This window comes from Streptococcus oralis (assembly GCF_022749195.1).
Taxonomy (GTDB): Bacteria; Bacillota; Bacilli; order Lactobacillales; family Streptococcaceae; genus Streptococcus; species Streptococcus oralis_CI.
The window spans coordinates 105,755-121,298 of record NZ_CP094226.1 but is presented as its reverse complement, the minus strand read 5'-3'; the positions used below and the strand labels follow the sequence as shown (position 1 = coordinate 121,298).

At 41.6% G+C, this 15,544-nt stretch carries 11 protein-coding genes; 7 read left to right on the top strand and 4 right to left on the bottom strand.

The genetic code is table 11. From position 1 onward, the window contains the following. Positions 1–33 precede the first annotated feature (33 nt). Positions 34–2,547 carry a penicillin-binding protein PBP1B gene (gene pbp1b, locus MP387_RS00590; protein ID WP_242746855.1) on the bottom strand — a complete coding sequence of 838 codons (2,514 nt, stop codon included), beginning with the start codon at positions 2,545–2,547 and terminating at the stop codon, positions 34–36. 140 nt (positions 2,548–2,687) lie between these two features. Between pbp1b and tyrS the strand changes: the two genes are divergently transcribed. Both tyrS and MP387_RS00580 read left to right on the top strand, forming a co-directional pair. After that, complete coding sequence (gene tyrS, locus MP387_RS00585) at positions 2,688–3,944, top strand: tyrosine--tRNA ligase (RefSeq protein ID WP_242746852.1); 1,257 nt, start codon at positions 2,688–2,690, stop codon at positions 3,942–3,944. A 54-nt stretch (positions 3,945–3,998) separates the two neighbouring features. Continuing rightward, a complete protein-coding gene (locus tag MP387_RS00580) occupies positions 3,999–4,847 on the top strand; it encodes a putative RNA methyltransferase (protein WP_242746849.1) in 849 nt (282 codons plus the stop codon). Between the two features lie 151 nt (positions 4,848–4,998). Here MP387_RS00580 and MP387_RS00575 read toward each other — a convergent pair whose 3' ends face one another. From MP387_RS00575 to malQ, 3 genes are all read right to left on the bottom strand, one after another. Continuing rightward, positions 4,999–5,421: a hypothetical protein gene (locus MP387_RS00575; protein WP_242746847.1), complete on the bottom strand. Its 423-nt coding sequence runs from the start codon at positions 5,419–5,421 to the stop codon at positions 4,999–5,001. Between the two features lie 252 nt (positions 5,422–5,673). Then, positions 5,674–7,932: a glycogen/starch/alpha-glucan family phosphorylase gene (gene glgP / locus MP387_RS00570; protein ID WP_242746844.1), complete on the bottom strand. Its 2,259-nt coding sequence runs from the start codon at positions 7,930–7,932 to the stop codon at positions 5,674–5,676. Positions 7,933–7,956: 24 nt separating this feature from the next. Then, on the bottom strand, positions 7,957–9,474 hold the full coding sequence (gene malQ, locus MP387_RS00565; protein WP_242746841.1) for a 4-alpha-glucanotransferase: 1,518 nt from the start codon (positions 9,472–9,474) through the stop codon (positions 7,957–7,959). A 474-nt stretch (positions 9,475–9,948) separates the two neighbouring features. On the opposite strand from malQ, the gene MP387_RS00560 reads away from it, so the two are divergent. The 5 genes from MP387_RS00560 (at position 9,949) to MP387_RS00540 (ending at position 15,529) form a co-directional block, all read left to right on the top strand. Continuing rightward, the gene (locus MP387_RS00560; RefSeq protein WP_242746839.1) at positions 9,949–11,220 is read left to right on the top strand and encodes an extracellular solute-binding protein; all 1,272 of its coding nucleotides are present in this window, start codon (positions 9,949–9,951) and stop codon (positions 11,218–11,220) included. A 126-nt stretch (positions 11,221–11,346) separates the two neighbouring features. Beyond that, positions 11,347–12,639, top strand: a complete 1,293-nt coding sequence (locus MP387_RS00555; RefSeq protein WP_242746836.1) for a carbohydrate ABC transporter permease — start codon at positions 11,347–11,349, stop codon at positions 12,637–12,639. Between the two features lies 1 nt (position 12,640). Continuing rightward, a complete protein-coding gene (locus MP387_RS00550) occupies positions 12,641–13,483 on the top strand; it encodes a sugar ABC transporter permease (protein ID WP_001065654.1) in 843 nt (280 codons plus the stop codon). 249 nt (positions 13,484–13,732) lie between these two features. Beyond that, a complete protein-coding gene (locus MP387_RS00545) occupies positions 13,733–14,533 on the top strand; it encodes a DUF1189 domain-containing protein (protein ID WP_242746833.1) in 801 nt (266 codons plus the stop codon). A 9-nt stretch (positions 14,534–14,542) separates the two neighbouring features. Then, a complete protein-coding gene (locus tag MP387_RS00540) occupies positions 14,543–15,529 on the top strand; it encodes a LacI family DNA-binding transcriptional regulator (RefSeq protein ID WP_076984846.1) in 987 nt (328 codons plus the stop codon). Positions 15,530–15,544 lie beyond the last annotated feature (15 nt).

Below are 15,544 nucleotides of genomic sequence, written 5' to 3'. Positions count from 1 at the left end.
AGGAGAAATTACTAATCTTGCTACTACTCTTTCTTAACGATTAAATAAACGTGAACGTCCTGAAGAACCACTTTGAGTATTTCCACTCGAACTTGAACTTCCAGAACTACTGCTACTGTTTGAACTTGAGCTTGGAGGAGTCACTGCTGGAATGCTTCCTAGAATATTCTTCCATGCGTCCAGATAATCTGCATCGCTTCCTCCAATAGCAAAGCGATAGGTGGTCACTGGGGCACCTTCTTTAGTCGCCCAGTAGCTCGTTACTGTTGATCCAGAAACTTCTATTTCTTTCCCATTGATAGAAACCTTACCCGGTTTTTGTCCTGTAGAACGAAGAACTTGTGACTTGGTCACACTTGGATCCAGATTAAAGCGCTCATTCCCCCATATTCCAGGTTCAGCTTGTTGGATAGCATTGACCAAGTGGGCCATATAGTTGGCATTACGATAGTGGCCTGCTCCTTTAGCTAGTGGTCGGTTGTCGTCGTGACCTAACCAGCCACCCAAAGTCAAGCGAGGTGTAGAAAGCATGAGCCACATATTTTCATCTTCATTGGTCGTACCAGTTTTTCCGATCCAGTCAGCACTAGCTAGGGATGGATTGATAGTCGTCAAGTCCGTCTGGAAACTTGAAGTAATCCGAGATGAAATGACATCCCGAAGGAGACTTTGCATGATGGTTGCTGTCGCTTTTGAATAAACCTGGACTGGCTCATCCTTGTGCTCGTATACCACTCGACCATCCGTTGACTCAATCTTAGCGATCATATGTTTCTTATGGTAAACTCCGTTGTTGGCCAGAGTTTGATATCCGTTGGTATGCTGGGCAACTGTAACCTCTATTCCTCCACCCATCGGTAAACTTTCAATCCCATATTCTGGGATTTCGTAACCCATTTTTTCCATATATCCCTTAACATCAACACCCTTCTCTTGAAGCGTACGATACGTCCAGTAGGCTGGGATATTCCATGAGTAGTTAAGGGCTTCTCCCAATGTCATCATGCCCGTACCAGGACTATTGACATACATGATGGGATTCCCATTTGAGAAGTTGGTAGGATAGTTTGATAAAATACTTGCACTCCCCATCAAACCTTGGTCAATAGCGATACCATAGGCCAATATCGGTTTCGTGGTTGAAGCTGGAGAACGCTTAGTGTCAATAGCGTGATTGTTCTGATTTTCTTGATAATTACGACCACCAACAAATCCAAGGATAGCTCCCGTTTGGTTGTCCATGAGGACATTCCCCACCTCAGGCTGGCCTGTCGAATCATCTAGCAGATAGCCGTAGGTCGCAACCGCATTTTGCATCGCAGCATGAACATTTTTATTGATAGTTGTCGTAATCTTATATCCACCATTTTCAATTTCCTTAGTGGCTAAATCACGATAGGATTTCTGAATGGACTCATTCTTTAATTCTTGCGCAGAAACATTATCTCGTTGGACGAGGTAATCATACATGCGATCAGTAGCTTCTGCCAAGGTTGCATAGTAGAGATAGTCACGTGAAGTACCACTAACACTACCTGATGGTAGGAAGTCTTTCTTAAAGTCATAATCTTTGTACTTATCGTAGTCTTCCTGACTTAGAGCCCCTGTCCGGTACATGTTGTAGAGGACATCCTTGGCACGCTTGATTCCCAGAGCCATATCCTCATCACTCTTCATACTACCATCAGATTCATAAGGAGAATAACTGATTGGACTCTGTGGCAATCCTGCGATAAAGGCTGCTTGAGGGACCGTTAAATCCGAAGCATTGACCCCAAAGATTCCTTCTGCAGCCTGCTGGGCACCTGCAATATTTTGGCCTTTATGATTGCGACCAAAAGGAGCTATGTTAAGGTAGGTTGTCAAAATCTCATCCTTACCCATGGCCCGCTCTAAAGCAAGAGCATCAATAATCTCTTTAGCCTTACGAGCTAGAGTTGGAGCATCCCCCACTACTTGTTGCTTGATGACCTGCTGGGTCAAGGTCGAACCACCACTAGACGAACCTAGACCGACAAAGGTTCCCAAAGTCGCACGAATAACGGCCTTAGGCACAACTCCCTTGTGCTCATTGAAATGCTCGTCCTCTGTCGCAACAATGGCTTTCTTAAGGTTATCTGAGATAGCATCTGAAGCGACTGAAGTGCGCAATAAATCACCCTCGATTGAGGCAATGGTACTGCCATCAGAATAAGTGATTTCTGAGATAGAGGCAATATCCTTCACTTGCTTGACCAACTCTTCTGCTTGAGGCACCTGAGCCTTGTCAAATAGAGCGACTCCATAACCCATAGCTACACCAGCGCCAAACAGTCCACCGATAAAACCTAAGATAAAGAGAGTGTTAAAAACTATTTTAAACCCACTCAAAACCTTAGCAAAAATAGACCCTGCCTTTCTAACTTTGTCAGAAGAGGTCCCCTTTTTACTGGTTTTCTTATTAGCTATTTTTTCTGCTAGTCTTTTCTTCCATTTTGCAATTCGTTGCATCAGCTGCTGGAAAAAATGCAGCATTTTTGTTTTTAATTCATTAATTCTTTCTTTCATGAATGTCCTCGCTTTCTCTATTATACCATAAAAGGGAAACTTTCAATAAAATAGCCACTTTCTTCCCTATTCCACTAGGCTATTAATCAAGTTTGTGATACAATAGGTAGAAACAATATTTTATAAAGGAGAAAAGACACATGCACATTTTTGATGAGCTAAAAGAGCGTGGTTTGATTTTTCAAACGACTGATGAAGAAGCTTTGCGTAAAGCCCTAGAAGAAGGTCAAGTTTCTTATTATACTGGCTACGATCCAACTGCTGACAGTCTTCACCTAGGCCACCTTGTCGCAATCTTGACCAGTCGTCGTTTGCAACTAGCAGGTCACAAACCTTATGCGCTCGTTGGCGGTGCTACAGGTCTCATCGGAGATCCGTCCTTCAAAGATGCTGAACGTAGTCTCCAAACAAAAGACACAGTAGAGGGCTGGGTCAAGTCTATCCAAGGACAACTTTCTCGCTTTCTTGACTTTGAAAATGGCGAAAACAAGGCTGTCATGGTCAACAACTACGACTGGTTTGGCAGCATCAGCTTCATTGACTTCCTCCGTGATGTCGGAAAATACTTCACTGTCAACTACATGATGAGCAAGGAGTCTGTGAAAAAACGGATCGAGACAGGGATTTCTTACACTGAGTTTGCCTACCAAATCATGCAAGGTTATGACTTCTTTGTCCTTAACCAAGAGCACAATGTAACCCTTCAAATCGGTGGTTCTGACCAATGGGGTAATATGACTGCTGGTACCGAATTGCTTCGTCGTAAGGCTGACAAGACTGGTCACGTTATCACTGTTCCACTCATCACAGACGCAACTGGTAAGAAATTTGGTAAATCAGAAGGAAACGCAGTCTGGCTCAATCCTGAAAAGACTTCTCCATACGAAATGTATCAATTCTGGATGAACGTCATGGATGCTGACGCTGTTCGCTTCTTGAAGATCTTTACCTTCTTGTCACTTGATGAGATTGAAGAGATCCGCAAACAGTTTGAAGCGGCTCCACACGAACGCTTGGCTCAGAAAGTCCTCGCTCGTGAAGTCGTGACACTTGTCCACGGCGAAGAAGCCTACAAAGAAGCCCTCAATATTACAGAGCAACTCTTTGCCGGAAACATCAAAAATCTTTCTGTTAAAGAACTCAAACAAGGACTTCGTGGAGTGCCAAACTACCAAGTACAAGCAGACGAAAACCACAATATCGTGGAACTCCTCGTGTCATCTGGTGTGGTGAATTCAAAACGCCAAGCCCGTGAAGATGTCCAAAACGGAGCTATTTACGTCAACGGCGACCGTATCCAAGACCTTGACTATGTCTTGAGTGACGCAGATAAGTTAGAAAACGAACTAACTGTTATCCGGCGCGGGAAGAAAAAATACTTCGTTCTTACATACTAAAAAAGCAGACTGGAGGCATTTGCCATCCAGTCCTTTTTTTGCTAGACTAAAACTATGAATACAAACCTCAAACCCAAACTCCAGCGCTTTGCTACTGCTAACTCCTTTGCCTGCCCTATCTGCCAAGAAAAACTGACCTTGGTCGAAACTAGTCTCAAGTGTAGCAATCGCCATTCTTTTGACTTAGCAAAATTCGGCTATGTCAATCTAGCTCCTCAAATCAAGCAATCTGCCAACTATGACAAGGAGAACTTTCAAAACCGCCAAGAAATCCTAGAAGCTGGCTTTTATCAAACTATCTTAGAAACCATCTCAGACCTGCTTGCAAGACTAGAAACTGCCAAAACTATCTTGGATATCGGTTGTGGCGAAGGCTTCTACTCTCGCAAACTCCAAGAAAGTCATCCTGACAAAACTTTCTACGCCTTTGATATTTCCAAAGATTCCGTTCAAATCGCTGCCAAGAGCGAACCCAACTGGGCGGTCAACTGGTTTGTTGGTGACCTGGCTCTTCTTCCTATAAAAGACGCTAGCATGGATATCCTGCTTGATATCTTTTCCCCTGCCAACTATGGTGAATTTCGCCGCGTTTTATCCAAAGACGGTATTTTAATCAAGGTCATCCCAACTGAAAATCACCTCAAAGAAATCCGTCAAATGGTGCAGGACCAGCTGACAAAGAAGGACTATTCTAATCAAGATATCAAAGAACATTTCCAGGAACACTTCAGCATCCAATCTAGCCAAATAGCTTCCCTAACAAAGCATATCACAGCAGAGCAACGCCAAGCTCTGCTTGCCATGACACCCTTACTCTTTCACGTTGACCATACCATGATTGACTGGAGCCAGTTGACTGAGATTACCATCGAAGCAGAGATTTTAGTTGGGAAAGCAGTGTAAGCCTGCATTTAATAAGATATAAACCCCATACCTCTTTTGAGGTATGGGGTTTTAAAAGTGCAGCTCTACTCTTGATGACTCTACTTAGATTAATTCAGTAAATAGCTACCGAATCCCTTTAGTATTTTATTTACAAGTCTACTGTAGCTAGCTATTCTTTCATTTCAGCAAATGTTACTATAAGTGATGCTATTAAACCTAGCCCCATAATAATTAAAACAATAGTACCATTAAATGGCTGGATACCAAGTGCTGTATGATTTAAAATAAATGTATCATATACATCATATACAATAAACCAAAAAATTGCAAACAAAATTGACAATTTAATCCAATTAAATAATACGGACATAAACAAGACCGGTGTTGCAATTAAAAACAGCAGTGCAATTTTAATAATTGAAAATAGAATTCTAACTGCTGAAAATAGGAAGCCAAAAATTGCCTTTATACTAGAAAAGATAAATGAATAGTTTTTCTTTTTAGTTGAATATTCTTCTCCTACTGCAGTCGCTTGTTCTGTAACTTTAAAATGATCTCCCTCACGGTTTAAACGATATTTTTTCTCTACCATATCATCCCTCCTAAAACTAAATTATATTATATTTTAGTGTTTTTAGCTATTGTTTAAAGTCTGTAAGTTGTAATATGGGAGCCAAACATTTATCTACTTGCCCTACAGTAGGCTAACAACCAAATATCTTCATGATTAAGAGATACTACAAAAGTCATGAATGAAAATATTTGTCGATTTTCTATTAAACTTATAACCTAGTAAAAAACAATGAAAGACATTCTCATCTTTCATTGTTTTTGTAAAAGAATCTTAGTTCAAGTGCCAGATATCTTCGTTGTACTGAGCAATTGTACGGTCAGATGAGAAGAATCCTGCTTTGGCAATATTGACGATGACTTTATCCAACCATGCGTCACGGTTTTCGTAGTCAGCAAGCATTTGCTCTTTCACCTTGATGTAGTCTTCCAAGTCTAGGAGAGTCATGAACCAGTCTTTGTTGATCAATTCGTTGTAAAGACGTTCCAAGCGTTCTTTCTTACCTACTGCAAGAACAGCGTCGCTGACGATGAAGTCAACCAATGGTTTGATAGCTTCACGAGCATAGAATTCGCTTGACTTGTAAGCTGCTTTTGCGTAAAGGTCGATAACAGTTTCTGAATCTTCACCGAAGATGTAGATGTTTTCGTCGCCAACCAATTCAGCGATTTCCACGTTAGCTCCGTCCATAGTACCAAGAGTCAAAGCTCCGTTCAACATGAATTTCATGTTACCAGTACCTGAAGCTTCTTTAGAAGCAAGTGAGATTTGTTCTGAGATGTCACATGCTGGGATAAGGAAGCTTGCTGCAGTAACGTTGTAGTTTTCAACCATAACCACTTGCAAGTATGGAGCTACTGCTGGGTCGTTAGCAATCACTTCTGACAAGCAAAGGATCAAGTGAATGATGTCTTGGGCAATTGTGTAGGCAGGAGCCGCTTTACCACCAAAGAAGACTGTGATTGGACGAGCAGGGATGTTACCAGCCTTGATATCAAGGTATTTGTGGATCACATACAAAGCGTTCATTTGTTGGCGTTTGTACTCGTGAAGACGTTTGATCTGGATATCAAAGATAGAGTTTGTATTGATTTCCACACCTTGGTGTTCTTTCAAGTGACGAGCCAATTTACGTTTGTTGTGAGCCTTGATGCTTTCCAATTTTTCTTTAACAGCAGCCTTGTCTTCGTATGACAAGAGTTTTTCAAGCTCATCTGCTTCATGGTGCCAACCATGTCCAAGAATCTCATCCAAGTAGTGAGACAAGCTTGGGTTAGCATGCATGAGCCAACGACGGAATGTGATACCGTTTGTTTTGTTGTTGAATTTTTCTGGGTAGATGTCGTAGAAAGCTTTCAACTCTGAGTTCTTCAAGATCTCAGTGTGAAGAGCCGCAACCCCGTTAACGCTGTATCCGTAGTGGATATCCATGTGAGCCATGTGGACACGTCCACTCTCATCGATGATTTGAACAGCTGGGTCTTTATATTCTGCCTTCACACGACGGTCCAATTCTTCGATGATTGGTACCAAATGAGGAACCACTTCTTCCAAGAATTCAAGAGGCCATTTTTCAAGGGCTTCAGCAAGAATGGTGTGGTTAGTGTAGGCAGTCATGCTACGAACAATTGAGATCGCTTCGTCAAGTTCGATACCGCGTGCAGTCAAAAGACGGATCAATTCAGGGATCACCATTGATGGGTGAGTATCGTTGATTTGTACAACTGCGTAGTCCGCAAGGTCATGCAAGTTGCTTCCTTTTTCGATTGCTTCATCAATGATCAATTGCGCACCGTTTGAAACCATGAAGTATTGTTGGAAGATACGGAGCAATTCACCTTGGCGGTCACTGTCATCTGGATACAAGAAGAGAGTCAAGTTGCGAGCGATGTCTGTCTTGTCAAAGCTGATACCATCTTCGATGATAGAAGAATCAACTGAGTCCAAGTCAAACAAACGCAAGCGGTTTTTAGTAGCTGTCTTGTAACCAGGTACATCGATATCGTAAAGAGTAGATGTCAAGGTGAAGTGTGCAAATGGCACTTGGTAGCTACGGCTTGAGCGAACCAACCAGTTTTGCTCTGTCAACCAAGCGTTAGGAATTGTTTCTTGTTGGTTGTTTTTAAGAACTTGTTGGAAAAGACCGAAGTGGTAGTTCAAACCAACACCGTCACCATTCAAACCAAGTGTAGCGATTGAGTCGATAAAGCAGGCTGCCAAACGTCCCAAACCACCGTTACCAAGTGATGGTTCCAATTCTACTTCTTCAATTTCGATCAACTCTTTACCTGCAGCTGCAAGTTCCTTTTTCACATCGTCATAAAGACCGAGGTTAATCAAGTTGTTTGACAAGAGTTTACCAATCAAGAACTCAGCTGAGATGTAGTAAACTTTTTTCTTACCAGTGTTGACTGGTTTTTGACTGCTAGCAAGCTTGCTGTAGTTAAGAAGAGCAAGGTAAAGCTCTTCATTGCTACATTCTGCAATGGTTTTATTGTAACGTTTTTGTACAAATTCGTTTAATGGTAACATGTTTATGTGTCTCCTGATAATGTCTTATTTCTTTAATTCTACCAAATTTTCATTAATTCGGCGATAAATTGTAGTCAAGTCAAGCAAAGTTTCTTCAACAGCTGGTGTCAATTGATCTTCAGTCATACGCCAAGACCAGTTTCCACCAAGGGTAGATGGGAAGTTCATACGAGCTGACTCATCTAGTTCTAGCAAGTCTTGCATGGTTGCAATAGCCATGAAGCTAACTGATGAAAAGACTGTACGAAGCATAGCGTGTGGCACTGTTTCGTATTCTTTACGGTTAGTGTAGCGAGCCATGTACTCACGTGTCGCATCATCGATCTCGTTACGGTACCAACCAAGGACCGTATTATTATCGTGTGTTCCTGTGTACATAACAGAGTTGGCAGGCGCCAAGTGTGGGCTATCGATACTTTCGTCTTCTGGGTTGAAGGCAAACTGAAGAATCTTCATTCCTGGGAAACCAGTACGTTCGCGCAACTCGATAACCTCATCTGTCATGAAACCAAGGTCTTCTGCGATGATGTTCAGTTCACCAAGTTCTTCCTTAACGGCTGCAAAAAGTTTGTAGCCTGGACCTTTCACCCATTTACCAGGGGCCGCTGTATCGGAACCAGCAGGGATTTCCCAGTAAGATTCAAAGCCACGGAAGTGGTCGATACGAACAATGTCGTAGATTTTGAAGCTTTCACGCAAGCGTTCAATCCACCATTTGTAACCGTCTTTGTCCATTGCTTCCCAGTCATAGATTGGGTTCCCCCAAAGCTGACCAGTGGCAGAAAACTCATCTGGTGGGCATCCTGCGATACAAGTTGCTTTACCATTGGCATCTGTCTTAAAGAGATGTGGATTTGCCCACATGTCGCTTGAATCTTCCGCTACGTAGATAGGCATGTCCCCAACAATTTCGATGTGGTTATCGTTAGCATAGGCTTTCAATTTCAACCATTGTTGGAAGAAGAAGTATTGAGTCACACGGTGGTAAACCAACTTGTCTGCCAATTTCTCACGGTAGCTTTCAAGTGCTGAAGCTTTACGAGCACGAGCATCTGCATCTGGCCATTCTGTCCAAGCAAGATTGTCAAAATGCTCTTTGATCGCCATATATTCTGCGAAGAGTTCGAGCCATGATTGGTTGTCTTTAGCAAACTTCTCAAAATCTTTGACATCACCCACTTCCAAGAAGCGTTTGACTGCTTTTTCTAAAAGCGGACGACGTGCATAATAAATCTTCGCATAGTCAACTTCAGATGCATCACTACCAAAGTCAAAACCTTTAAGATCACTGGCTTCAAGCAAGCCTTGCTCTACCAAGATATCAAGGTCGATAAAATGCGTATTTCCAGCAAAGGCTGAGAATGATTGGTATGGAGAATCTCCATAGCTTGTTGTCCCAAGAGGGAGGATTTGCCAGTAACGTTGCTTGGTACGAACCAAGAAATCAACGAAATCATAGGCAGTCTGGCCAAATGATCCAATCCCGTATGCTCCTGGCAGAGAAGAGATGTGCATCAACACACCACTTTGACGTTTTTTCATAATAGCACCTCATGTGTTTGTTATAAAACGTTGCGCAATTAAGGCGCAAACGTTTGCGTTAATTTAAGTATAACGCATTTCAAAAACAAATGCAAGCGTTTTTAAAAAATTTTTTTGAATTATTTTAATCAAACAAAACTTGTTGCCACTGATATTTTATGAAATAAGCGAAAAAATTTTAAAGATTTTCTGATTTAAGATAATTCATTCCCAATATCTGCTCTATTTTCTGAAAAACCGAGCCGAATTTACGCAATCGTTTTCCTAATATATTTTCCATTCAAGAAAAACAAACATTTTAAGTTCTTTCCTATATAAAGGCTTTAATAAATGTTTGAAACCTTAAAATTTTTTTAAAATTTTTGCTAAAAAAGCTTGCAACCGTTTTCTATTTGTGCTATACTAAGTTCGTAAAAGAAAACGTTTGCGTTTTCTCATTAAATTATTTTTGTTATTCTTTAGGAGGAATACACTATGTCATCTAAATTCATGAAGAGCGCTGCTGTGCTCGGAACTGCTACTCTTGCTAGCTTACTTTTGGTAGCTTGCGGAAGCAAAACTGCTGATAAAGCAGCTGATACTAGCTCATCTGAAGCAAAAGAAATCACTTTCTACGTTGAAGACCAATACAAAGCCTACGCTGAAAAAGTTGCTGCAGCTTATGAAAAAGAATCAGGTACAAAAGTTAACATCAAATCAGGTGACCAACTTGGTGGACTTGACAAACTTTCTCTTGACAACCAATCAGGTCAAGCTGCTGACGTTATGATGGCACCATACGACCGCGTAGGTAGCCTTGGTACTGACGGACAACTTTCAGAAGTTACTTTGAGCGACGGCGCTAAAACAGATGATAAGACTAAATCTCTTGTAACAGCTGCTGACGGTAAAGTTTACGGTGCTCCTGCCGTTATTGAGTCACTTGTTATGTACTACAACAAAGACTTGCTTAAAGAAGCTCCAAAAACTTTTGCTGAATTAGAAGAACTTGCTAAAGACAGCAAATACGCTTTCGCTGGTGAAGATGGCAAAACTACTGCATTCCTAGCTGACTGGACAAACTTCTACTACGCATACGGACTTCTTGCTGGTAACGGTGGTTACGTATTCGGACAAAACGGTAAAGACGCTAAAGACATCGGTCTTGCAAACGACGGTTCTATCACTGGTGTCAACTACGCTAAATCTTGGTACGAAAAATGGCCTAAAGGTATGCAAGATACTGAAGGTGCTGCAAACTTGATCCAAACACAATTCCAAGAAGGTAAAACAGCTGCTATCATCGACGGTCCTTGGAAAGCTCAAGCATTCAAAGATGCTAAAGTAAACTACGGTGTTGCTACTATTCCAACTCTTCCAAATGGTAAAGACTACACACCATTCGGTGGTGGTAAAGCTTGGATCATCCCATCAAGCACTAAGAACCTTGAAGCTGCACAAAAATTTGTAGACTTCCTTGTTTCAACTGAACAACAAAAAGCATTCTACGATGCAACTAACGAAATCCCAGCTAACACTGAAGCTCGTTCATACGCTGAAGGTAAAAACGATGAGTTGACAACAGCTGTTATCAAACAGTTCAAGAACGCTCAACCAATGCCAAACATTTCTCAAATGTCAGCAGTTTGGGATCCAGCTAAAACAATGCTCTTTGATGCTGTAAGTGGTAAAAAAGATGCTAAGACAGCTGCTAACGATGCTGTAACATTGATCAAAGAAACAATCAAACAAAAATTTGGTGAATAATTGAATTCGTTACAAGGGGGGAGAATACAAATCCCCCTTTGATTTTATAAATTTACGAATGATTGCAGTTGCCTATCTAGTGATTGGAGACAAACTTCAATCTCGTATCCTATGAAAGGAGTATTCATGGAAAACCAACAACCTAGCAAAGCAGCCTTGCTTTCAGTGATTCCTGGGTTAGGACAGATTTACAATAAACAAAAGGCCAAAGGTTTTATCTTCCTTGGTGTAACTATCGTGTTTGTTCTTTATTTCCTAGCACTTGCAGCCCCTGAATTGCACAATTTGATCACTCTTGGTGACAAGCCAGGTCGTGATAATTCCCTCTTTATGCTGATTCGTGGTGCCTTCCATTTAATCTTTGTAGTCGTTTATGTGCTCTTTTATTTCTCAAATATTAAAGATGCACATACAATCGCAAAACGTATTAACAATGGAATTCCTGTCCCACGTACTTTTAAAGATATGATCAAAGGTATTTATGAGAATGGATTCCCATACCTCTTGATCATCCCATCTTACGTCGCTATGACATTTGCGATTATCTTCCCAGTTATCGTAACCTTGATGATTGCCTTTACCAACTATGACTTCCAACACTTGCCACCAAACAAATTATTGGACTGGGTTGGTTTGACGAACTTCACTAACATCTGGAGTTTGAGTACCTTCCGTTCAGCCTTTGGTTCCGTTCTTTCTTGGACTATTATCTGGGCTTTATCTGCTTCTACTTTGCAGATTGTCATTGGTATCTTTACTGCAATCATTGCCAACCAACCATTTATTAAAGGAAAACGTATCTTTGGTGTTATTTTCCTTCTTCCTTGGGCTGTTCCAGCCTTCATCACTATCTTGACTTTCTCAAACATGTTTAACGATAGTGTCGGTGCTATCAACACTCAAGTATTGCCAATCTTGGCTAAATTCCTTCCTTTCCTTGATGGGGCTCTTATTCCTTGGAAAACAGACCCAACTTGGACTAAGATTGCCTTGATTATGATGCAAGGTTGGCTTGGATTCCCATACATCTACGTTTTGACCTTGGGTATCTTGCAATCTATTCCTAACGACCTTTACGAAGCAGCTTATATTGACGGTGCCAATGCTTGGCAAAAATTCCGCAACATCACTTTCCCAATGATCTTGGCTGTTGCGGCACCAACATTGATCAGCCAATACACCTTCAACTTTAACAACTTCTCTATCATGTACCTCTTCAACGGCGGAGGTCCTGGTAGCGTTGGTGGTGGAGCCGGTTCAACTGATATCTTGATCTCATGGATTTATCGCTTGACAACAGGTACATCTCCTCAATACTCTATGGCGGCAGCTGTTACCTTGATCATCTCTATCATTGTCATCTCTATCTCTATGATCGCATTCAAGAAACTACACGCATTTGATATGGAGGACGTCTAAGATGAATAACTCAATCAAACTCAAACGTAGACTGACTCAAACCCTCACTTACCTCTACTTGATTGGTCTTTCAATCGTGATTATCTATCCACTTTTGATTACTATTATGTCAGCCTTCAAGACTGGTAACGTCGTAGCTTTTAAACTAGATGCTAACGTCGACTTTAGCTTTGCCAACTTCCAAGGGCTCTTCACCGAAACCTTGTACGGCACTTGGTACCTCAACACTTTGATTATCGCCTTGATTACAATGGCTGTTCAAACAAGTATCATCGTACTTGCTGGTTATGCTTACAGCCGTTATAACTTCTTGGCTCGTAAACAAAGTTTGGTCTTCTTCTTGATCATCCAAATGGTGCCAACTATGGCCGCTTTGACAGCCTTCTTCGTTATGGCCCTTATGTTGAACGCCCTTAACCATAGCTGGTTCCTCATCTTCCTCTATGTCGGTGGTGGTATCCCGATGAATGCTTGGTTGATGAAAGGCTACTTCGACACAGTACCGATGTCTCTTGATGAATCAGCAAAACTTGATGGTGCAGGGCACTTCCGCCGCTTCTGGCAAATTGTTCTCCCACTTGTTCGCCCAATGGTGGCTGTACAAGCGCTCTGGGCCTTCATGGGACCTTTCGGAGACTATATCCTCTCTAGTTTCTTGCTTCGTGAGAAAGAATACTTTACAGTTGCCGTTGGTCTACAGACCTTTGTCAGCAATGTGAAAAACTTGAAGATTGCCTACTTCTCAGCAGGTGCTATCCTCATCGCGCTTCCAATCTGTATTCTCTTCTTCTTCCTACAAAAGAACTTTGTTTCAGGACTTACAAGTGGTGGCGACAAGGGATAATATATCCCCGCCACCCTTTTTCATTTTATACTCTTCGAAAATCTCTTCAAACCACGTCAGCTTCGCCTTGCCGTACTCAAGTACTGCCTACGGCTAGCTTCCTAGTTTGCTCTTTGATTTTCATTGAGTATTAGAGCTTGTGACTATAAAACTATTCTTGAAGCAAGCAATTTGTCTCCTAGACTTGAAATAAAGCACATTTCTCTATATAATAATACTCATATAGAAAACACTTTTAGAAAGATGCCTATGCTTCCATATCCATTTTCATATTTTTCAAGTATTTGGGGATTTCGTAAGCCCCTGTCAAAACGTTTCGGACTCAACTGGTTTCAACTCCTCTTTACTAGCATTTTCCTCATCAGCTTGTCCATGATTCCAATTGCCATTCAAAACAGCTCACAGGAAACGTATCCACTGGATACTTTTATCGATAATGTCTACACACCCCTGACAGATGAAGCGATCATGGACTTGTCAGAGAATGCACAAATCATTGATGGAAAGCTGAACTACTCAGGTACGAAGAATCAGCAGCCTTCTCTTTTGATTGGCCCGAGCCAAAGCAAAGAATTGCCAAAGGACTTGCAACTTCATTTTGATACGGAAGAACTCGTCATCAGTAAGGAAAGTAAGGAACTAACTCGCATTCGCTACCACGCGATTCAAACGGAGAGTTTCCAGAGTAAGGAAGATCTAACCCAGGCCATTTCTAAAGATTGGTACCAACAAAATCGGGTCTATATCAGTCTCTTTCTCGTTCTTGGTGCTAGCTTCCTCTTTGGATTGAATTTCTTCATTGTCTCTCTTGGAGCTAGTCTTCTCCTTTATATCACCAAAAAATCACGCCTCTTTTCATTTAGGACTTTTAAAGAGTGCTACCATTTTATCTTGAACTGTTTAGGATTACCCACTCTGATTACGCTTATTTTGGGACTTTTTGGCCAAAATATGACAACGCTTATCACTGTACAAAACATTCTTTTTGTTCTTTATCTGGTCACTATTTTTTACAAGACACATTTCCGTGATCCAGATTATCATAAATAGGAGATTTTTATGCCCGTGACGATTAAAGATGTGGCTAAAGTAGCAGGTGTATCACCTTCAACTGTTACCCGCGTCATTCAAAATAAATCAACGATTAGTGATGAAACCAAAAAACGAGTTCGCAAGGCGATGAAGGAACTCAACTACCATCCCAACCTCAATGCTCGTAGCTTGGTAAGTAGCTATACTCAGGTTATCGGCCTGGTGCTTCCTGATGACTCGGATGCCTTTTACCAAAATCCTTTCTTCCCATCTGTCCTTCGAGGAATTGCCCAAGTCGCGTCTGAAAACCACTACGCTATTCAGATTGCAACGGGGAAAGATGAGAAAGAACGTCTCAATGCGATATCTCAGATGGTTTATGGCAAGCGTGTTGACGGTTTGATTTTCCTCTACGCTGAAGAAGAAGATCCTCTGGTCAAGTTAGTAGCTGATGAGCAGTTCCCTTTCCTCATTCTCGGAAAATCCACTTCACCCTTTATCCCTCTTGTTGATAATGACAATGTACAAGCGGGCTTTGATGCGACCGAGTATTTCATCAAAAAAGGATGCAAACGAATTGCCTTCATCGGGGGTACAAAGCGACTCTTCGTAACGCAAGATCGTCTAACTGGCTATGAGTCCGCGCTCAAACAACACCAACTTCCGATTGATACCAACTTAACCTACTTTGCGACCGAATTTCTAGAAGAAAAAGGGTATCAGTTCAGTGAACTCCTATTCAATCACGATCCGCAGATTGATGCTATCATCACAACCGACAGTCTCCTAGCCGAAGGAGTCTGTGACTATATCGCTAAGCACAAACTGGATGTTCCTGTCTTGAGTTTCGACTCTGTCAATCCTCGACTTGACCTCGTAGCTTATGTCGATATCAATAGTCTGGAACTTGGGCGCGTTTCCTTTGAAACCATTCTCCAGATCATCAACGATGCTAAAAACAATAAACAGATTTGTTACCGCCAGTTGATTGGACACAAAATTATCGAAAAATAAAGACCAGCCCCAAGG

Excerpts from the sequence above, each read along its gene's own strand:
- pbp1b (WP_242746855.1), bottom strand. The coding sequence starts at position 2,547 with ATGAAAGAAAGAATTAATGAATTAAAAACAAAAATGCTGCATTTTTTC.
- tyrS (WP_242746852.1), top strand. The coding sequence starts at position 2,688 with ATGCACATTTTTGATGAGCTAAAAGAGCGTGGTTTGATTTTTCAAACG.
- MP387_RS00580 (WP_242746849.1), top strand. The coding sequence starts at position 3,999 with ATGAATACAAACCTCAAACCCAAACTCCAGCGCTTTGCTACTGCTAAC.
- MP387_RS00575 (WP_242746847.1), bottom strand. The coding sequence starts at position 5,421 with ATGGTAGAGAAAAAATATCGTTTAAACCGTGAGGGAGATCATTTTAAA.
- glgP (WP_242746844.1), bottom strand. The coding sequence starts at position 7,932 with ATGTTACCATTAAACGAATTTGTACAAAAACGTTACAATAAAACCATT.
- malQ (WP_242746841.1), bottom strand. The coding sequence starts at position 9,474 with ATGAAAAAACGTCAAAGTGGTGTGTTGATGCACATCTCTTCTCTGCCA.
- MP387_RS00560 (WP_242746839.1), top strand. The coding sequence starts at position 9,949 with ATGTCATCTAAATTCATGAAGAGCGCTGCTGTGCTCGGAACTGCTACT.
- MP387_RS00555 (WP_242746836.1), top strand. The coding sequence starts at position 11,347 with ATGGAAAACCAACAACCTAGCAAAGCAGCCTTGCTTTCAGTGATTCCT.
- MP387_RS00550 (WP_001065654.1), top strand. The coding sequence starts at position 12,641 with ATGAATAACTCAATCAAACTCAAACGTAGACTGACTCAAACCCTCACT.
- MP387_RS00545 (WP_242746833.1), top strand. The coding sequence starts at position 13,733 with ATGCTTCCATATCCATTTTCATATTTTTCAAGTATTTGGGGATTTCGT.
- MP387_RS00540 (WP_076984846.1), top strand. The coding sequence starts at position 14,543 with ATGCCCGTGACGATTAAAGATGTGGCTAAAGTAGCAGGTGTATCACCT.